Source organism: Pseudomonas sp. B21-028, assembly GCF_024749045.1.
In the GTDB taxonomy this organism is placed as follows: domain Bacteria; phylum Pseudomonadota; class Gammaproteobacteria; order Pseudomonadales; family Pseudomonadaceae; genus Aquipseudomonas.
The window spans coordinates 250832-269783 of record NZ_CP087184.1 but is presented as its reverse complement, the minus strand read 5'-3'; the positions used below and the strand labels follow the sequence as shown (position 1 = coordinate 269783).

The window sequence follows — 18952 nt, the reverse complement described above, 5'->3', positions numbered from 1 at the left end:
TAGCGGTTTCACATTCAACGATGATGTGATGGGTGAATCGCTATCGCGAGCAGGCTCGCTCCCACAGTGGCCCGATTTCGACCAGAAGACCGGGCGTTTTCCCGATTTACTCGGCCCGCAGGGTCTTCACCCCTTCCGCCGTGCCCAGCAACAGCACATCCGCAGGACGGGCAGCGAACAAACCATTGGTGACCACGCCGACGATGGCGTTGATCTGGCTTTCCAGCTCCGTCGGGTTGGTGATCCGCAGGTTATGCACGTCCAGGATGATATTGCCGTTATCGGTCAGCACACCCTCGCGATACACCGGGTCGCCGCCCAGCTTCACCAGTTGGCGGGCCACGTGGCTGCGAGCCATCGGAATCACTTCGACCGGCAGCGGGAACGCGCCAAGCACCGGCACCAGTTTGCTGGCGTCGGCGATGCAGATGAAGGTCTTGGCCACCGCCGCGACGATCTTCTCGCGGGTCAGGGCCGCGCCACCGCCCTTGATCAGGTTCAGGTGCGCGTCGCTTTCGTCGGCGCCGTCGATGTAGAACTCCAGGTCGCTCACGGTATTGAGTTCATACACCGGGATCCCGTGGCCCTTCAGGCGTGCGGCGGTGGCTTCGGAGCTGGCAACCGCCCCGTCGAACGCGCCCTTGTGCCGGGCCAGCGCATCGATGAAGCAATTGGCCGTGGAGCCGGTGCCGACCCCAACGATGCTCTTGTCATCCAGTTTCGGGAGGATGAGGTCGACGGCGGCCTGGGCCACGGCCTGTTTGAGTTGATCCTGGGTCATGCGGGCTCCGAAAACGGGCAGGGGGTAAAGAGGGGCGCGAGTATAACCCAACAAAACCTCGGGATTCGTGTGGTCGCCCGGTCAAAAGCCGGGTTAGACTCCTTGGCCCTGCCCAACCCGCCCAGTGATGCTTTCCGATGCTCGAACAGTACGTCAAAAAGATCCTCACCTCGCGCGTCTACGACGTCGCCGTAGAAACCCCGTTGCAGACCGCTCGACAGCTTTCCGAGCGGCTGGGCAACAGCATCTGGCTCAAGCGCGAAGACTTGCAGCCGGTGTTCTCGTTCAAGATCCGCGGGGCGTACAACAAGCTGACCCAGCTCAGCGATGAAGAACGTTCACGGGGCGTGGTCACGGCGTCGGCGGGCAACCATGCCCAGGGCCTGGCCCTGGCCGCCAAGGTCCTGGGTGTGAAAGCCACCATCGTGATGCCCAAGACCACCCCGGAAATCAAGGTCGAAGGCGTGCGCTCCCGTGGCGGCAAAGTGGTGTTGCACGGCGACTCGTTCCCCGAGGCCCTGGCCTATTCGCTGAAACTGGTCGACGAAAAGGGTTACGTCTATATCCATCCCTACGACGACCCCCACACCATTGCCGGGCAGGGCACGGTGGCGATGGAAATCCTGCGTCAGCATCCGGGGCACCTGGACGCGATTTTCGTTCCGGTGGGCGGCGGCGGGCTGATTGCCGGGATCGCGGCCTACGTGAAATACCTGCGCCCTGAAATCAAGATCATCGGTGTCGAACCCGATGACTCCAACTGCCTGCAGGCCGCCATGGCCGCTGGCGAGCGTGTGGTGTTGCCGAGCGTCGGCCTGTTTGCCGACGGCGTCGCCGTGGCGCAGATCGGCCAGCACACCTTTGATATCTGCAAGCATCACGTCGATGAAGTCATCACCGTCAGCACCGACGAGATCTGCGCCGCAATCAAGGATATCTACGACGATACCCGCTCGATCACCGAACCTGCCGGCGCCCTGGGTGTGGCCGGGATCAAGAAATACGTCGAGTCACGCAGCATCAGCGGCCAGACCCTGGTGGCCATCGATTCGGGTGCCAACGTCAACTTCGACCGCCTGCGCCATGTGGCTGAGCGCGCCGAACTGGGCGAGGGTCGCGAAGCAATCATCGCGGTCACCATTCCCGAGCAACCCGGCAGCTTCAAGGCGTTCTGCGAAGCCGTCGGCAAGCGTCAGATCACCGAATTCAACTACCGCTACAACACCGGCAGCGAGGCGCACATCTTCGTGGGTGTGCAGACGCACCCGGAGAACGATCCACGCAGCGCCCTGATCGCCAGCCTGACCGAGCAAGGTTTCCCGGTACTGGACCTGACCGACAACGAACTGGCCAAGCTGCATATCCGCCACATGGTCGGCGGGCACGCGGCCCATGTCATCGACGAGGTGGTGCTGCGCTTCGAATTTCCGGAGCGTCCGGGCGCGCTGTTCAACTTTCTCAACAAGCTGGGCGGACGCTGGAACATTTCGATGTTCCACTATCGCAACCATGGCGCGGCGGATGGCCGTGTAGTCGCCGGTTTGCAAGTGCCCCACGATGAGCGCCACCTGGTGCCGGCCGCCCTCGAGGAGATCGGCTATCCGTACTGGGATGAAAGCGATAACCCGGCATACCAGTTGTTCCTGGGTTAACAAAGCCAAGCTAGGCTGTTGGGCACGGCTCAAGGAAATCGAACAATGGAAACGCTGACTGCGCTGAAGATCGCTCACATCCTGGCCACAGCTCTGCTGCTGGTGGGCGCCGTGGGGCTCGCTATCTGGGTCTGGCGGGCACGCCGTAACGGCGACGCCACGGCCCCTGCCCGCGTACTGCAGCGACCACGGGTGTTTGTCTGGCTGGTGATGGTGCTTGCCCTGGCGAGCCTGCCCTTTACGGGCTGGTGGATGGTTCATCAGGTCGGCTGGCCGCTGGGACAGACCTGGCTGCTGGCGTCCAGCATCCTCTACACCCTGGCGGCGTTGACGGGGTTCTGGCTGTTGGTGCGACTGAACAAGCGGCGCAAGCTGCCGACGGCGGGCAACGGTACCTTTACCTTGGCCTTGGCGCTGTTCAGTTTTGTCTGCCTGATCGCCATTGCCGGGTTGATGGGTGCCAAGCCGGTTTAGGCCTGGAACCGAGCCGACTTCATCGCGAGCAGGCTCGCTCCCACAGGGGAAACGCATTCCAATGTGGGAGCGAGCCTGCTCGCGATGACGATCTCAGTCGCGCAGACTGATCACCGGCCAACCACGCTTCTCGGCTTCAGCCCGCAGGTTCGGGTCCGGATCCACGGCCACCGGATGCGTAACCGCCTCCAGCAACGGTAAGTCGTTCATCGAATCGCTGTAGAAATAGCTGTCTTCGAGGGAATATCCGGTTTCTTCCAGCCAGCGATTCAGGCGGGTCACCTTGCCTTCGCGGAAGCAGGGAATGTCGGTGCTGCGCCCACTGTAGCGCCCATCGACCATCTCGCACTCGGTGGCGATCAGGGTTTCGACCCCCAGACGTTCGGCAATCGGGGCGGTGACGAAACGGTTGGTGGCGGTAATGATCACCAGCTTGTCGCCAGCGTCACGGTGTTTCTTCAACAACTCGATGGCCTGGGGCAACACGATGGGCTCGATGCAATCGCGCATGTAGTCCAGATGCCATTGGGCCAGCACTTCCATTTCGGTGCGGCCAAGGATTTCCAGGCAAAAGTTCAGGTAGGCGGCATTGTCGAGCTTGCCGGCCAGGTAATCCTGGTAGAACTCATCGTTGCGCGCCTTGTACGCGACGGCGTCCAGGAAGCCGCGCTCACACAGGTAATCGCCCCAGGCGTGATCGCTGTCGCCGCCCAACAGGGTGTTGTCCAGGTCGAATAAGGCCAGCCGCATTGCAGTTACTCGCTGAAATTTCTGAAGAAAGGCGCTCAGAATACGGACTTTTCACAAGAGTGCACATAACCTGGGCGGGCTCGTTGCTGCTTTCACAACCTTTGTGGAACAATGCGGCGACATGCGCTTGCGAGGTTGTTGCCGTGATCGATCCCGATGGTTTCCGACCCAATGTGGGGATCATTCTTACGAATGATGCCGGGCAGGTACTATGGGCTCGCCGTATCAATCAAGACGCCTGGCAGTTTCCTCAAGGCGGGATCAACCCCCAGGAGACGCCGGAAGAGGCTTTGTACCGCGAGTTGAACGAAGAAGTGGGGCTGGAGCGCGAAGATGTTGAAATACTCGCCTGCACCCGAGGCTGGTTGCGCTATCGTTTGCCGCAACGCCTGGTCAGGACGCACAGCCAGCCGCTGTGCATCGGCCAGAAGCAGAAATGGTTTCTCCTGCGCCTGATCTCCAACGAGCAGCGGGTGCGGATGGATTTGACCGGTAAACCGGAGTTCGATGGCTGGCGCTGGGTCAGCTATTGGTATCCGCTGGGCCAGGTGGTGACATTCAAGCGCGAGGTGTATCGACGCGCTCTCAAAGAGCTTGCCCCGCGCCTGCTGACGCGCGACTGACGACGGAGTTCGACCCCGAGCCATGCTCAATACGCTGCGCAAGATCGTCCAGGAAGTCAACGCCGCCAAGGATCTCAAGGCGGCGTTGGGGATTATTGTGTTGCGCGTCAAAGAGGCCATGGGCAGCCAGGTCTGCTCGGTCTACCTGCTGGACCCCGAGACCAACCGTTTCGTGCTGATGGCCACCGAGGGCTTGAACAAGCGCTCGATCGGCAAGGTCAGCATGGCCCCCAATGAAGGTCTGGTCGGCCTGGTCGGCACGCGCGAAGAGCCGCTGAACCTCGAAAACGCCGCGGATCACCCGCGCTACCGCTACTTCGCCGAAACCGGCGAGGAGCGCTATGCCTCGTTCCTCGGCGCGCCGATCATCCACCACCGCCGGGTTGTCGGCGTGTTGGTCATCCAGCAAAAGGAACGCCGCCAGTTCGACGAAGGTGAAGAAGCCTTCCTCGTGACCATGAGTGCGCAACTGGCCGGGGTTATCGCCCACGCCGAGGCCACCGGCTCGATCAGTGGCCTGGGCCGCCAGGGCAAGGGCATCCAGGAAGCCAAGTTCGTCGGCGTACCGGGGTCACCGGGCGCGGCCGTAGGCACGGCGGTGGTCATGTTGCCGCCAGCCGACCTCGACGTGGTGCCGGACAAGGCCATCAGCGACATCGACGCCGAGCTGGGGCTGTTCAAGACCGCCATCGAAGGGGTGCGCGCCGACATGCGCACGCTGTCGGCCAAACTGGCGACGCAGCTGCGCCCCGAAGAGCGCGCGCTGTTCGATGTCTACCTGATGATGCTCGACGACGCTTCCCTGGGCAGCGAAGTGACCACGGTCATCAAGACCGGCCAATGGGCCCAGGGTGCGTTGCGCCAGGTGGTGACCGACCACGTCAACCGTTTCGAACTGATGGACGACGCCTACCTGCGCGAGCGCGCCTCGGACGTCAAGGACCTCGGCCGCCGCCTGCTGGCGTACTTGCAGCAAGAGCGCCAGCAGACCCTGGTCTATCCCGACAACACCATCCTGGTCAGCGAGGAGCTGACCCCAGCCATGCTCGGCGAGGTGCCCGAGGGCAAGCTGGCGGGGCTGGTCTCGGTATTGGGTTCGGGCAACTCCCACGTCGCGATCCTCGCCCGGGCCATGGGCATTCCCACAGTGATGGGCCTGGTGGACCTGCCGTACTCCAAGGTCGACGGCATCCAGATGATCGTCGACGGCTACCATGGCGAGGTCTACACCAACCCCAGCGATGTGCTGCGCAAGCAGTTCGCCGATGTGGTGGAGGAAGAAAAACAACTGTCCCTGGGCCTCGATGCACTGAGGGATCTGCCCTGCGTGACGCCCGATGGCCATCGCATGCCGCTGTGGGTCAACACCGGCCTGCTGGCCGACGTGGCCCGGGCGCAGAAACGCGGCGCCGAGGGTGTGGGCCTGTACCGCACCGAAGTGCCGTTCATGATCAACCAGCGCTTCCCCAGCGAAAAGGAACAGCTGGCGATCTACCGTGAACAACTGGCCGCGTTCCATCCGCAACCGGTGACCATGCGCAGCCTGGACATTGGTGGCGACAAGGCCTTGTCCTACTTCCCGATCAAGGAAGAAAACCCCTTCCTCGGCTGGCGCGGGATTCGCGTGACGCTCGACCACCCGGAAATCTTCCTGGTCCAGGCCCGCGCCATGCTCAAGGCCAGCGAAGGGCTGAACAACCTGCGCATCCTGTTGCCGATGATCTCTGGCACCCATGAGCTGGAAGAAGCCCTGCACCTGATCCACCGGGCCTGGGGTGAAGTGCGCGACGAAGGCACCGACGTGCCGATGCCGCCGGTAGGCGTCATGATCGAGATCCCGGCGGCGGTGTACCAGACCAAGGAACTGGCGCGGCAGGTGGACTTCCTCTCGGTCGGCTCCAACGACCTGACCCAGTATTTGCTGGCCGTGGACCGTAACAATCCGCGGGTGGCCGATTTGTACGACTACCTGCACCCCGCCGTGCTGCAAGCCTTGCAGAACGTAGTGCGCGACGCCCATGCCGAAGGCAAGCCGGTGAGCATCTGCGGTGAAATGGCCGGTGATCCGGCAGCGGCGGTCCTGTTGATGGCAATGGGCTTCGACAGCTTGTCGATGAACGCCACCAACTTGCCGAAAGTGAAGTGGATGCTGCGCCAGATCAACCTCAGCAAGGCCCAGGAGCTGCTGGCGGAGGTGATGACCATCGATAATCCACAGGTCATCCATAGCTCGCTGCAACTGGCGCTGAAGAACCTTGGATTGGCGCGGATGATCAATCCGGCTTCGAACAAGACGCTTTAGTCCGCGGCGCGCCCATCGCGAGCAGGCTCGCTCCCACAGAATCCAGTGTGGGAGCGAGCCTGCTCGCGATGGGGCCGGCACAAGCACCACAGCATTAAACCCTGACCTCGACCTCCCCCAAATGCCCCCCATGGGGCCCGAAGCTGCGCTCGACCATGTGCCGCGTCCCATCGGCCTGGACAATCAACGCCGTGCTCGCCCGCGTCCCATATGCCGGGCTGGCAATGAACACACTCGACAGCAGCATCTCGGTCGCCAACCCCACGCCGGTGTCCGGCAGTTCCGCCACGGGTGCCGGTTGCGGATCGTTCAGTAGCGCCAGCAGACCCTGGGGCTGCGGATCGGCAAGTACCTCGACCAGTGCCGCCCGGGCCTTGAGCAGCTTGGGCCAAGGCGTGTTCAACCCGGCATTCGACAGCCCGTAGACGCCTTCGGCCAACCGCTGTGGCCGGGCATCGCGGGCGTTGTGGTGCCACAGCTCGCTGCCGTCACCCAACAGCAGGTTGAACCCGCCATATTCGCCGGCGCGGGGCACGATTTCGCTCAGGTAATCGGCAATCGACAGACTCCCGGTCAGAAACCGCGCCACCAGCTCGCCCCGCGACTTGAACGCCGGCAGTTGGCCTGGATCACGGATATTCGTCAGGGCCGCAAAGCGCCCGTCGGCGCCGATACCGAGCCAGGTGCCACCGGCCTCCAGGTCACGGCCGGCATGGACATGGGGCGCGTCGGGCCACTGGGCCAGGGGCAGGGTCGGGCGCGCGTAGAACTCATCACGATTGGCCGCCACGATTAGCGGTTGGGCGTGACCGGGTCGCCAGGCAAATACGATCAGGCACATCAGGTAACCCCCGTTAAACAAGACCCAGCACAGTTTCTGTGGCGAGGGGATTTATCCCCGCAGGGGCGCGAAGCGGCCCCAACGCAATCTATCTGGCGCACCGAGGTGCCCGGTCTCAGGGCCGCTTCGCGCCCCAACGGGGATAAATCCCCTCGCCACAGGGTTTTGCATCGGATCGACGTTCCACTCTAACCGACACATCGCCCGTGCATCCATCGCCTTCAGTAGAGCCCAAGGCCATGGATCCGTTACCATGCCGCTCTTGTTTCGGGGATGGGCGGGGGAGACGCTGGTGGAATTCGTGATCTATCTGCTGCTCGGTGCCTGCGCCGGGGTGCTGGCCGGGTTGTTCGGCGTGGGTGGCGGGATGATCATTGTCCCGGTGCTGGTGTTCAGCTTCACCCTGCAGGGTTTCGACCCGCAGGTATTGACGCACCTGGCCGTCGGTACCTCCCTGGCGTCGATCATCTTCACCTCGGTCAATGCCGTGCGCGAACACCAGCGCAAAGGCGCGGTACGCTGGCCGATCTTCGCCTGGATGACTGTCGGGATCCTGATCGGGGCCGGTTTCGGCGCGGTCACCGCCGAAGCGATTTCCGGCCCGCACCTGCAAAAGATCATCGGCGTGTTCGCCATGATCGTTGCCGCGCAACTGGCCCTGGATTTCAAACCCAAGGCCAGCCGCACGGTGCCTGGCAAGGCCGGGTTGACCCTGGCCGGCACGGTCGTCGGCTGGGCCTCGGCGATTTTTGGCATCGGCGGCGGCTCGCTGACCGTGCCGTTCCTGACCTGGCGCAGCGTGCCCATGCAGCAGGCAGTGGCGACTTCGTCGGCCTGCGGCTTGCCGATCGCCCTGGTCAGTGCATTAAGTTTCATGATTCTGGGCTGGCACGATCCACTGTTGCCGGCCCATAGTCTCGGTTTTGTGTATTTGCCGGCACTGCTGGGCATCGCCCTGACGAGCATGGTCTTCGCCCGCGTCGGCGCAAGACTGGCCCATCGCCTGTCGCCGCGCTTGCTCAAGCGGCTGTTCGCGGCTTTGCTGTTCTGCGTGGGCCTGAGTTTCCTGCTCTGACGCAATCATGGCTTAATCCCGGGGTGGCAGGGTCACCCGCATATTTTTGACGTTGACGAGGAATATCAATGCTGCCTTACCCGCAGATCGATCCGGTGGCCCTGGCCATCGGCCCGCTGAAAATCCACTGGTACGGCCTGATGTACCTGGTCGGCATCGGCGGTGCCTGGCTGCTGGCGTCGCGACGGCTCAACCGTTTCGACCCGACCTGGAACAAGGAAAAGCTTTCCGACTTGGTGTTCTGGCTGTCCATGGGCGTGATCGTCGGCGGACGCCTGGGTTATGTGCTGTTCTATGACCTGAGCGCCTACCTGGCGAACCCGACGCTGATCTTCGAGGTCTGGAAGGGCGGCATGTCGTTCCACGGAGGCTTCATCGGCGTGATGCTGGCGGCGGTGTGGTTCGGCAAGCGCAACAACAAGTCGTTCTTCGAACTGATGGACTTCATCGCGCCGATGGTGCCGATCGGCCTGGGCGCCGGACGCATCGGCAACTTCATCAACGCCGAACTGTGGGGCAAGCCGACCGACGTACCGTGGGCAATGGTCTTCCCGCCGTTCAGCGATCCGGCGCAGTTGCCGCGTCATCCGTCGCAGCTTTACCAGTTCGCCCTCGAAGGCGTGGCCCTGTTCCTGATCCTCTGGCTGTTCTCGCGCAAGCCGCGGCCAACCATGGCCGTGTCGGGCATGTTCGCGCTGTTCTATGGGATCTTCCGCTTCGTCGTCGAGTTCGTCCGCGTGCCGGACGCCCAGCTCGGTTATCTGGCTTGGAACTGGCTGACCATGGGCCAGGTCTTGTGCCTGCCGATGATCGTGGGTGGCCTGGTGCTGATCTGGCTGGCTTATCATCGTGCGCCGGCTGCGGCGGCCAAGGCTTAAAAAATTCGAACCCCGAGGCGCCGGCCTCGGGTTCAAGGACACAGGTAACCCATGAAGCAATATCTCGATCTGGTGGCCCACGTCATCAAGAACGGCACCAAGCAGGCCAACCGCACAGGTGTGAACACCATCAGTTTTCCTGGGGCGATGCTGCGCTATGACTTGAAGGACGGTTTCCCGGCCATCACCACCCGCAAGATGGCGTTCAAATCGGCCATCGGCGAGATGTGCGGTTTTCTCCGTGGCGTCAACAACGCCGCCGAATTCCGTGCCCTGGGCTGCAAGGTCTGGGACCAGAACGCCAACGAAAACACCCAGTGGCTGGCCAACCCGTTCCGCCAGGGCGAGGACGACCTGGGGGAAATCTACGGCGTGCAGTGGCGCAAGTGGCCGGCCTACAAGCAGATCCCCGTGAGCAATCCGGCGGCCATCGAGCAGACCCTGGCCCAGGGCTACCGGCAGATTGCCGAAGGCGAGGAAAACGGCCGGGCCTATGTGGTGTTGTACAAGGCCATCGACCAGGTTCGCCAGTGTGTCGACACCATCATCAAGGACCCGGGCAGCCGCCGCATCCTGTTCCACGGCTGGAACTGCGCCCAGCTCGATGAAATGGCCCTGCCGCCGTGCCATCTGCTGTATCAGTTCCACCCGAATGTCGAGACCAAGGAAATTTCCCTGACCCTCTACATCCGTTCTAACGACCTGGGGCTGGGCACGCCGTTCAACCTCACCGAAGGCGCCGCCCTGCTAAGCCTGATCGGCCGCCTGACCGGCTACACGCCGCGCTGGTTCACCTATTTCATCGGTGACGCCCACGTCTACGAAAACCACCTGGACATGCTCAAGGAACAACTCAACCGCGAGCCGTTCCCGATGCCAAGGCTGGTGATTTCCGAGCGGGTACCGGAGTTTGCCAAGACCGGTGTGTACCAGCCCGAGTGGCTGGAGCTGGTGGAACCGAGCGATTTCTCCCTCGAAGGCTACCAGCACCATGCGCCGATGACCGCGCCGATGGCGGTCTGAAGCACATCACTACTTCCTGTGGGAACAAGCCTGTGGGAGCAAAGCTTGCTCGCGACGAACGATACGCGATCTACTGACGGATCGAGGTGTTTTCATCGCGAGCAAGCTTTGCTCCCACAGGTCCAGCCCATAGGCCTCTGTGTATTCGGATTGGCGGCAAGGGCTCAATGCCCGTGACTGCGCCCCACATGCGAAGGCTCCACCTCCGGCACCACCGCCCCGCTCACTTCCAGGCGCTGCAAGATCCCGCATTGATCCGGATCCGGCCCTTCGCCGCAGCGATGACGCAGGTCGATCAGTTGCGCCTGCAAGGCCAGCAGGCCGTCGATGCGGGCCTTGACGTGGAGGATGTGTTCGTCGACCAGCGCGTTGACGCTCTCGCACTGATCCTGCGGACTGTCGCGCAGAGCCAGCAAGCTGCGGATTTCTTCCAGGGTCATGTCCAGGGTGCGGCAGTTGCGGATGAACGTCAGCCGCTCGGCGTGGGCCTGGGTGTAGACGCGGTAATTGCCATCGCTGCGGGCCGGTTCCGGCAGCAGGCCTTCACGCTCGTAATAACGGATGGTTTCGACCTGGCAGTCGGTGATTTTCGCCAGCTCGCCGATTTTCATGACATTGCCTCCTGAACAGGTGCTTGACCCTATAGTGGCTACAGGGTCTTTACTGTGCAACAAGCACTTTTCATGGACGTAACCCGATGAGCGATTCCCTTCACATCCATAAGCCCGCCCACGGCCATGACCACGGGCATTCCTGCTGCGCGTCGAAAGCGGCGCCGTCCGTGGTCAACCTCGGTAAAGCGCCGACGGACGGTGCCCGGCTGAGCAGTTTCCGCATCGAAGCGATGGACTGCCCCACGGAGCAGACGCTGATCCAGAACAAGCTCGGCAAGCTCGAAGGCGTGCAGCAGCTGGAATTCAACCTGATCAATCGCGTATTGGGCGTGACCCACGGCCTGCCCGACGATGGGCCGATCATCAGCGCCATCCAGTCCCTCGGCATGCAGGCCGAACCGCTGACACCGGGCCAGGAAACCCAAACCAGCGACCTGCCGGCCCCGGCCAAACCCTGGTGGCCGCTGGCGTTGTCCGGCGTCACCGCCTTGGGTGCCGAGTTGATCCATTTCACCAATGCCGCACCAGACTGGGCAGTCGCTGTGGTGGCCCTGGTATCGATCCTCAGCGGCGGCCTGGGCACCTACAAGAAGGGCTGGATCGCCCTGAAGAACTTCAACCTGAACATCAATGCGTTGATGAGCATCGCCGTGACCGGCGCGGTGCTGATCGGCCAGTGGCCGGAAGCGGCCATGGTGATGTTCCTGTTCACCGTGGCCGAACTGATCGAAGCCAAATCCCTCGACCGGGCGCGCAATGCCATCAGCGGTCTGATGCAGATGGCTCCGGAACAGGCCACGGTGCAACAGGCCGATGGCACGTGGCAGGTGCGGGAGGTCAAGGCCATCGCCCTCGGTGCACGGGTACGGGTTCGCCCCGGCGAGCGCGTCGGGCTGGACGGTGAAGTGGTGGCCGGTCGCTCGACCATCGACCAGGCGCCGATCACCGGCGAAAGCCTGCCGGTGGAAAAAACCGTGGGCGACAAGGTGTTCGCCGGCACCATCAATCAGGCCGGCGAACTGGAATACAGCGTGACTGCGGCGGCCGACCAATCCACCCTGGCGCGGATCATCCACGCCGTGGAGCAGGCCCAGGGCTCCCGCGCGCCGACCCAACGCTTCGTCGACCGATTCTCGACAATCTATACCCCGGCGGTGTTTGCCCTGGCGCTGGCGGTAGCCGTCATCCCGCCATTGTTCATGGGCGCGGCATGGTTCGACTGGATCTACCGGGCCCTGGTACTGCTGGTGGTGGCGTGCCCCTGTGCACTGGTGATCTCCACCCCGGTGACCATCGTCAGCGGTCTGGCGGCGGCAGCGCGCAAAGGCATCCTGGTCAAGGGCGGCGTGTACCTGGAGGGTGGCTACAAGCTCGACTACCTGGCCCTGGACAAGACCGGCACGATCACCCACGGCAAACCGGTACAGACCGACTGCATAGTGCTGGACCCAACCGTGGAAAGCACCGCGCCGGCCCTGGCCGCCAGTCTCGCCGCCCGTTCCGATCACCCGGTGTCCAGGGCCATCGCCGCTGTGGATAAACAACCGGCGCCGCAGCCTGTGGATAACTTCGAAGCCCTCCCCGGCCGCGGTGTTCGAGGTGATATCAACGGCCAGACCTACCACTTGGGCAATCATCGCCTGGTGGAAGACCTGGGCCTGTGTTCCCCGGAACTGGAAGAGAAACTCTTCGCCCTGGAAAAACAAGGCAAGTCCGTGGTGCTGCTGCTCGACGGCTCGGGTCCCCTGGCGCTGTTCGCCGTGGCCGACACCGTGAAGGACTCCAGCCGCGAAGCCATCCGGCAGCTGCATGAACTCGGCATCAAGACCCTGATGCTCACCGGCGACAACGCCCATACCGCCGAAGCGATTGCCGGTCAGGTCGGCATGGATCAGGCACGGGGTGACCTGCTGCCGGGGGACAAGCTGCAGGCCATCGAAGGCCTGTACGCCCAGGGTCACCGGGTCGGCATGGTGGGCGACGGCATCAACGACGCCCCCGCCCTGGCCCGAGCGGAAATCGGCTTCGCCATGGCGGCGGCCGGCACCGACACGGCCATCGAGACGGCCGATGTCGCCTTGATGGACGATGATCTACGCAAGATCCCGACCTTTATCCGCCTCTCGCGGCAAACCTCCAGCATCCTGAAACAGAACATCGCCCTGGCACTGGTCATCAAGGCGATCTTCCTCGGCGTGACCTTCGCCGGGTTCGCCACCATGTGGATGGCGGTGTTTGCCGACATGGGGGTGAGTTTGCTGGTGGTATTCAATGGGTTGCGGTTGTTGCGTAAATGAAAGAGCGGCTTAACACACATAACCATTGTGGCGAGGGGATTTATCCCCGCTGGGGCGCGCAGCGGCCCTGTTTTTTGGGGGCTGCTACGCAGCCCAGCGGGGATAAATCCCCTCGCCACAGGCTAATGCCAGTCATTAGCCATAGAAACTGCCCTCAATCGCGTTGCGGCTCGCGAATCTTGTACCAGGCCACATACAGCGCCGGCAGGAACAGCAGGGTCAACAGCGTGGCGATGATGATCCCGCCGATCATCGCGTAGGCCATCGGTCCCCAGAACACTTCCCGGGCAATCGGGATCATCCCCAGGCTCGCTGCGGCCGCCGTGAGCAGGATCGGTCGTCGCCGGTGTTGGGTGGCCTCCACCACCGCATCCCAGGGCTCATAGCCGTCGCGCTCATACTCATCGATCTGGGTGACCAGGATCACCGAGTTGCGGATGATGATGCCGATCAGCGCCAGGATTCCCAGGATCGCGACGAAGCCCATGGGCGTGCCTGTGGGGACCAGCGCCAGCACCACGCCGATCAACCCGAGGGGGGCGACGCTGGCCACCAGGAACAGCTTCTGCACGCTGTGCAGCTGGATCATCAGGAACGTCGCCATCAGGAACAGCATCAGCGGCACGACACTGGCAATCGGCCCTTGGGCCTTGCCGCTCTCCTCCACCGTCCCCCGGTGGCGACCTTGTAGCCCACGGGCAAGCCGGCGGCGAACTTGTCGATGTCCGGTTGCAACTGTTTCACCAGGTCGGTGGGCTGGATTTCATCGCGCACCGCAGCCTTGATGGTGATCGTCGGCTTGCGGTCGCGACGCCACACCAGTGGCTGTTCCAGTTCATAGCGCACCGTGGCGAACGCCAGCAACGGAATCGACGTGCCGCCCGGCGTGACGATCTGCAGGTTCTGCAAGGTTTCCGGTGAGCCCCGTTCGCTGTCCACGGCACGCCCGACCACGTTGATCAGGTAGATGTCGTCGTCGACCTGGGTGACCGGCGACCCGCTGACGATGCTGTTCATCAGCTTGGCCACGTCATCGGAGGACAACCCCAGTTGCCGTGCCTTGTCCTGGGCGATGTCGATGCGCAGGACCTTGCCCGGCTCGTTCCAGTCGTAAATGATTTCGCCGATGTGCTCGTTCTTGTCCAGTTCGGTGGCCAGCTCGATGGCATGCTTGCGCACCTGGTCGATGTCCTTGCCGCTGACCCGATACTGGATCGGCCGGCCTACCGGCGGGCCCATTTCCAGGGCCTGCACGTAGCTGCCAATGCCGACGAAGTCCTCGCGCAGGCGTTTTTGCAGGCGCTCGGTGAGGGCCGTGCGCGACTCCAGGCCCTTGCTGACGATCACCAGTTGCGCGTAGTAGGGGTTCTGCAGTTGTTGGTCCAGCGGCAGGTAGAAACGAATCGCGCCTTCGCCGATGTAGGTGCTCCAACGCTCGATGTCCGGGTCGCCCTTGAGGGTCGCTTCCAGGCGGTCGACGGCCTTGCGCGTCTCGTCCATCGAGGCGTTCTGCGGCAGGTTGAGGTCCACCAGGATCTCCGGCCGGTCCGAAGACGGGAAGAACTGGTTCTGCACGAAGCGCATGCAGAACACCGCCAGCACGAACAGCAGCACGGTGATGCCGATAGCCCACCAGCGATTGCGCATCGCCCATAGCAGGCCGCCATTGAACGTCCGGCCGATTCGCCCCGGCTCGGTGTCGTGGGGTTTCACGTTGGTACTGAGGATATGCACACCGATCACCGGGGCGAACAGCACCGCGACGATCCAGGACACCAGCATCGCTACGGCGATCACCGCGAACAGGGTGAAGGTGTACTCGCCGGCGGAACTGGCGTTCAGGCCGATGGGCACGAAACCGGCGACGGTGACGAGGGTGCCGGTGAGCATCGGGAACGCGGTCGAGGTATAGGCGAAGGTCGCGGCTTGCTCCCTGGTTTCACCTTTTTCCAGGCGCGTGACCATCATTTCCACGGTGATCATCGCGTCATCCACCAGCAGGCCGAGGGCGATGATCAACGCGCCGAGGGAGATCCGCTGCATGGTGATGCCGCTGTACTCCATGAACACAAAGACCATTGCCAGTACCAGGGGAATCGAGCAGGCCACCACCAGCCCGGCGCGGACGCCGAGACTGATGAAGCTGACCACCAGCACGATCACCACCGCCTCGAACAAGGCGCTGGTAAAGCCGCCGACTGCCTCCTGCACCACTTCGGCCTGGTCCGACACCGTATGCACGCCGACGCCCACCGGCAGGTCAGCGGTCAGTTCGGTCATACGGGCATGCAGCGCCTTGCCGAACTCCTGGATGTTGCCGCCCTTCTTCATGGCAATGGCCAGGCCGATGGCCGGCGTCCCGTTGAAGCGGAACAGCGGCGTAGCCGGATCGACGTAGCCGCGACTGATCTCGGCGATGTCGGCCAGTCGATAGAACCGATCGTTGAGTCGCAGGTTGACGTTGGCCAGGTCCTTCTCCGACTGGAACTGCCCGGACGTGCGCACGGAAATCCGCTCCGGCCCGGCGTCGATCACCCCGGCAGGCGTCACCGCGTTCTGGGATTGCAGGCTCTGCACCACCTGGCGCTGATCGATGCCCAATGCAGCGAGCTTGCGCGTGGAGAAGTTCAGGTACAGCACTTCATTCTGCTCGCCGAGCATTTCCACCTTGCCCAGGCCGGGCACGTCGCGGATCTCGGCCCGCACCTGCTCCACGTAGTCGCGCAACTGGCGCATCGACAGGCCGTCACCGGTAAAGGCATACACCGAACCGTACACGTCACCGAATTCGTCGTTGAAACCCGGTCCCTGCAAGCCTTCGGGGAAGTCGCCACGAATGTCGTTGATCTTCTTGCGTACCTGGTACCAGATCTCGGGAATGTCCTTGGCGCTGGTGGTGTCGCGCAGGTACACGAAGACCGTCGACTCGCCCGGTCGGGTGTAGCTTTTGACATAGTCGAGGGAGTCGAGCTCTTCGAGTTTTTTCTCGATGCGGTCGGTGACCTGCTTGAGGGTTTCCTCCTGGGTCGCGCCCGGCCAACGGGTCTGGATGATCATGGTCTTGATGGTGAACGACGGGTCTTCTTCGCGGCCCAGGTTCACGTAGGAGAACACGCCCATCAGTAACGCGACGAACATCAGGTACCAGACAAACGACTGATGCCGCAGGGCCCATTCGGACAGGTTGAACGGCCCTTTCATCGTGCGTCCTCGTCGAGTTTCACTTTCTGCCCCGGCTGGAGGCTGTTGACGCCGGCGCTGACCACGCGGTCGCCGGGCTTGATGCCGTTGGCCACCAGCACCGAGTCGGCCGAACGTTCGAGTATTTTCACCTCACGGGGGGAGACGGTCTGGCTCTGCGGGTCGACGAGCCAGATCCGCGCCTTGCCATCGACCTCCTGCAACGCACTGAGCGGCAACTCGATGCGCGGTTCGATGGCCGAGCTCAGCGTCACGCTGATGGCCGTGCCCAGGCGCAGGCCCGGTGGGGTGTCGGTCAAGGTCAGGCGCGCGCGACGGGTGCGCGTGGCGCTCTGGGCCTGGGGCTCGATCTCACGCACGATGGCGGTGGTGCGGATACTCGGGTCTAGTTGCGCCGCGACTTCGAACACCACGTCTTCGGGCAGGCGTTCGGCCAGCCCGGCCGGCAGGTCGATCACCGCCTCCTTGATGTCCGGGCGGGCCAGGGTCACCACCTGTTGGCCGGCGGCCACCACTTGCCCGGCTTCTGCGGTCCAGGCCGTGACAACGGCGTCATGGTCGGTGCGCAGCTCACTGTAGTTGAGCTGGTCACGGGCCTGCTCCACCGCGGCCCGGGCCTGTTCGAGAGAAGCACCGGTGGTTTTCAGGTCGGTCTGGGCAACATCCAGCTGCGCCTGGGCACCGACACCCCGATCGAATAACTGCTGCTGGCGACGGGCATTGGCCTGGGCGTTGATGTACTGCGCCTCGATCCGTGCAAGATCACCCTGGGCGGCACGCAAGCGGTTCTGTTGATCGGTGGGGTCGAGGGTCGCCAGCAGATCGCCTTTCTTTACTTCGGCGCCGACATCGACATTACGACTGGCAATTCGCCCCGGTACGCGGAAACCCACATTGCTCTCGTAACGCGCCTGGATATTCCCGGCGAAGCGTCCGAGGGCCTGCTGGTCGAGCGCCCGGACTTCGATGGACAACACCGGACGTACCGGCTCGGGTGGCGCGTCTTCCTTCGAGCAGGCCGCCAGGACCAGGCTTGCCAGGACCATCCCCAAACGCTTCATGGCTGGGCTCCTGCCGGCGGTGTGTCATGGGTGTTTTCAGCGATCTCGACCCGCACGCCGGGATGCAGCAATTGCCCGCCGGCCGTGACGACGGTCTCCCCTTTCTTGAGCCCGTCGCTGATGATGACTTTCCCGGTCAGGTAGCGGCCGACGGTGACAGTGCGCAATTGCGCCTTGCCCTCGCCGTCCACCAGCCACACGGCCGGCTCGCTGAGGTTCTTGGTCAACGCCGACCAGGGCAGCTCCACAGCGGTCTTGCCCGCGGACTTGGCGGTGGCGCTCACCACCGACCCCAGGCGCATGCCTTCGGGCACATCGTCGAGGGTCACCTTGACCTGTACGGTGCCGGTCTCGGCGGACACCGCCGGGGTGATCTCGCGCACCTTGCCGGTGGTCTGGATGGCCGGGTTGTCCAGCAGGCTGATGACAATGGCCGGATCCGAGGGGGGTTCGCTCAGCAGCGATTCGTAGATGTTGAACACCGCGTCACGCTCGCCATCCCGGGCCAGGCTGAAGATCGGTTCCGTAGCCTGCACCACCTGGCCGACCTCGGCCTGTCGCGCCGTGATGATGCCCGGCGCCTCGGCGATCAGCGCGGTGTAGCTCAGTTGTTCCCGCGCATTGGCCAACTGGGCCTGGGCGGCCGTCAGCGCGCTCTGGCTGCTGCGCAATTGCGCCTGGGCCGCGTCGTATTCGCTCTGGCTGGTGTAGCCTTTGGGCAAGAGTTTCTGCTGGCGCACGAAGGCCGCCGCGCTTTGCTTGACCCGCGCCTGCTCGGCGGCCACCTGGGCCTCGGCGGAATCGACGTTGGTCTGCAAGTCCCGAGGGTCGAGCCGGGCCAGCACTTGCCGGGCCGAGACACGGTCACCGACATCGACCTTGCGCTCGATGATTTTGCCGCCTACACGAAACGACAGATCAGTCTGCACCCGCGCCTGGATATCCCCGGTCAAGGTCACCGAGGCCGCATACTCGGTAGGCACGACTTGCTGCACGAAAACCCGCGGCAGGGCTTTTTCACCGATCTTTTCGTCACCGCATCCCGCCAGCAATGCACACAAGCCCAAGCAAACAACCAGTTTGTTTCGGGGACCAGCCATGCAGACTCCTTTGCGCTGTACGAGCGTACCAGTGACGATACGACTGTGAGCTTAGAACAGGGTTCCATGGATGCACGGGTAGGGCCGGACCCAAGAAGCCGGGACAGGACCGGTCAAGTCGGTGATTGAGCAGGCATGGACGTTTGCGTAGCGGAAGGGGGCCGTCTATCTTTCCGGGAATTGCAGACAGGCTTTGGTGAAAGGAATCTCCTCACGGAACCACAGCCCTCATCACAAGGAGAGACCCATGGCTGACGTGAAAGCCCCGCAACCCCTCGAC

General features: G+C 63.2%; 14 protein-coding genes and 1 pseudogene. 8 read left to right on the top strand and 7 right to left on the bottom strand.

Features of this window, described 5'->3' with window-relative positions; all coding sequences use genetic code 11:
- Nucleotides 1–106 precede the first annotated feature (106 nt).
- Nucleotides 107–781 (bottom strand): ribose-5-phosphate isomerase RpiA, encoded by a 675-nt coding sequence (rpiA, locus tag LOY35_RS01185; protein ID WP_258629819.1) that lies wholly within the window; start codon nucleotides 779–781, stop codon nucleotides 107–109.
- A gap of 137 nt (nucleotides 782–918) precedes the next feature.
- Between rpiA and ilvA the strand changes: the two genes are divergently transcribed.
- Nucleotides 919–2433, top strand: coding sequence for a threonine ammonia-lyase, biosynthetic (gene ilvA, locus LOY35_RS01180; RefSeq protein WP_258629816.1), 1515 nt, complete (start codon nucleotides 919–921; stop codon nucleotides 2431–2433).
- 45 nt (nucleotides 2434–2478) lie between these two features.
- Nucleotides 2479–2907 (top strand): DUF2269 domain-containing protein, encoded by a 429-nt coding sequence (locus LOY35_RS01175; RefSeq protein WP_258629813.1) that lies wholly within the window; start codon nucleotides 2479–2481, stop codon nucleotides 2905–2907.
- A gap of 93 nt (nucleotides 2908–3000) precedes the next feature.
- Here the strand turns inward: LOY35_RS01175 and LOY35_RS01170 are convergent, their stop codons facing one another.
- Nucleotides 3001–3657 carry an HAD family phosphatase gene (locus LOY35_RS01170; protein ID WP_258629812.1) on the bottom strand — a complete coding sequence of 219 codons (657 nt, stop codon included), beginning with the start codon at nucleotides 3655–3657 and terminating at the stop codon, nucleotides 3001–3003.
- Between the two features lie 143 nt (nucleotides 3658–3800).
- Here LOY35_RS01170 and LOY35_RS01165 point away from each other — a divergent pair, with 143 nt between their 5' ends.
- On the top strand, nucleotides 3801–4280 hold the full coding sequence (locus tag LOY35_RS01165) for an RNA pyrophosphohydrolase (RefSeq protein WP_003186867.1): 480 nt from the start codon (nucleotides 3801–3803) through the stop codon (nucleotides 4278–4280).
- Between the two features lie 22 nt (nucleotides 4281–4302).
- Entirely contained in the window at nucleotides 4303–6582 is a 2280-nt protein-coding gene (gene ptsP, locus LOY35_RS01160) for a phosphoenolpyruvate--protein phosphotransferase (RefSeq protein WP_258629811.1), read from the top strand.
- Nucleotides 6583–6676: 94 nt separating this feature from the next.
- Here ptsP and LOY35_RS01155 read toward each other — a convergent pair whose 3' ends face one another.
- Entirely contained in the window at nucleotides 6677–7423 is a 747-nt protein-coding gene (locus LOY35_RS01155) for an NRDE family protein (protein ID WP_258629810.1), read from the bottom strand.
- A 292-nt stretch (nucleotides 7424–7715) separates the two neighbouring features.
- Between LOY35_RS01155 and LOY35_RS01150 the strand changes: the two genes are divergently transcribed.
- The 3 genes from LOY35_RS01150 (at nucleotide 7716) to LOY35_RS01140 (ending at nucleotide 10399) form a co-directional block, all read left to right on the top strand.
- Nucleotides 7716–8498, top strand: a complete 783-nt coding sequence (locus LOY35_RS01150; protein WP_041021511.1) for a sulfite exporter TauE/SafE family protein — start codon at nucleotides 7716–7718, stop codon at nucleotides 8496–8498.
- Nucleotides 8499–8566: 68 nt separating this feature from the next.
- Nucleotides 8567–9376, top strand: a complete 810-nt coding sequence (gene lgt, locus LOY35_RS01145; RefSeq protein WP_258629809.1) for a prolipoprotein diacylglyceryl transferase — start codon at nucleotides 8567–8569, stop codon at nucleotides 9374–9376.
- 51 nt (nucleotides 9377–9427) lie between these two features.
- Entirely contained in the window at nucleotides 9428–10399 is a 972-nt protein-coding gene (locus tag LOY35_RS01140; RefSeq protein WP_258629807.1) for a thymidylate synthase, read from the top strand.
- A gap of 164 nt (nucleotides 10400–10563) precedes the next feature.
- Here the strand turns inward: LOY35_RS01140 and cadR are convergent, their stop codons facing one another.
- On the bottom strand, nucleotides 10564–11010 hold the full coding sequence (gene cadR / locus LOY35_RS01135; RefSeq protein WP_258629805.1) for a Cd(II)/Pb(II)-responsive transcriptional regulator: 447 nt from the start codon (nucleotides 11008–11010) through the stop codon (nucleotides 10564–10566).
- 86 nt (nucleotides 11011–11096) lie between these two features.
- On the opposite strand from cadR, the gene LOY35_RS01130 reads away from it, so the two are divergent.
- Nucleotides 11097–13310: a heavy metal translocating P-type ATPase gene (locus LOY35_RS01130; protein WP_258629804.1), complete on the top strand. Its 2214-nt coding sequence runs from the start codon at nucleotides 11097–11099 to the stop codon at nucleotides 13308–13310.
- Between the two features lie 154 nt (nucleotides 13311–13464).
- Here the strand turns inward: LOY35_RS01130 and LOY35_RS01125 are convergent.
- The 3 genes and pseudogenes from LOY35_RS01125 to LOY35_RS01115 form a co-directional block, all read right to left on the bottom strand.
- A pseudogene (locus LOY35_RS01125) lies at nucleotides 13465–16511 on the bottom strand (efflux RND transporter permease subunit).
- Complete coding sequence (locus LOY35_RS01120) at nucleotides 16508–17572, bottom strand: efflux RND transporter periplasmic adaptor subunit (protein ID WP_258629801.1); 1065 nt, start codon at nucleotides 17570–17572, stop codon at nucleotides 16508–16510. The pseudogene LOY35_RS01125 and the gene LOY35_RS01120 overlap by 4 nt, the downstream one beginning before the upstream one ends.
- Nucleotides 17569–18672, bottom strand: coding sequence for an efflux RND transporter periplasmic adaptor subunit (locus LOY35_RS01115; RefSeq protein WP_258629797.1), 1104 nt, complete (start codon nucleotides 18670–18672; stop codon nucleotides 17569–17571). Before LOY35_RS01115 ends, LOY35_RS01120 begins: the two co-directional genes overlap by 4 nt.
- Between the last annotated feature and the right edge of the window lie 280 nt (nucleotides 18673–18952).

Coding starts and splice junctions, on each gene's coding strand:
- LOY35_RS01175 (WP_258629813.1), top strand. CDS start 2,479: ATGGAAACGCTGACTGCGCTGAAGATCGCTCACATCCTGGCCACAGCT.
- LOY35_RS01115 (WP_258629797.1), bottom strand. CDS start 18,672: ATGGCTGGTCCCCGAAACAAACTGGTTGTTTGCTTGGGCTTGTGTGCA.
- rpiA (WP_258629819.1), bottom strand. CDS start 781: ATGACCCAGGATCAACTCAAACAGGCCGTGGCCCAGGCCGCCGTCGAC.
- cadR (WP_258629805.1), bottom strand. CDS start 11,010: ATGAAAATCGGCGAGCTGGCGAAAATCACCGACTGCCAGGTCGAAACC.
- LOY35_RS01130 (WP_258629804.1), top strand. CDS start 11,097: ATGAGCGATTCCCTTCACATCCATAAGCCCGCCCACGGCCATGACCAC.
- ptsP (WP_258629811.1), top strand. CDS start 4,303: ATGCTCAATACGCTGCGCAAGATCGTCCAGGAAGTCAACGCCGCCAAG.
- lgt (WP_258629809.1), top strand. CDS start 8,567: ATGCTGCCTTACCCGCAGATCGATCCGGTGGCCCTGGCCATCGGCCCG.
- LOY35_RS01155 (WP_258629810.1), bottom strand. CDS start 7,423: ATGTGCCTGATCGTATTTGCCTGGCGACCCGGTCACGCCCAACCGCTA.
- ilvA (WP_258629816.1), top strand. CDS start 919: ATGCTCGAACAGTACGTCAAAAAGATCCTCACCTCGCGCGTCTACGAC.
- LOY35_RS01120 (WP_258629801.1), bottom strand. CDS start 17,572: ATGAAGCGTTTGGGGATGGTCCTGGCAAGCCTGGTCCTGGCGGCCTGC.
- LOY35_RS01170 (WP_258629812.1), bottom strand. CDS start 3,657: ATGCGGCTGGCCTTATTCGACCTGGACAACACCCTGTTGGGCGGCGAC.
- LOY35_RS01140 (WP_258629807.1), top strand. CDS start 9,428: ATGAAGCAATATCTCGATCTGGTGGCCCACGTCATCAAGAACGGCACC.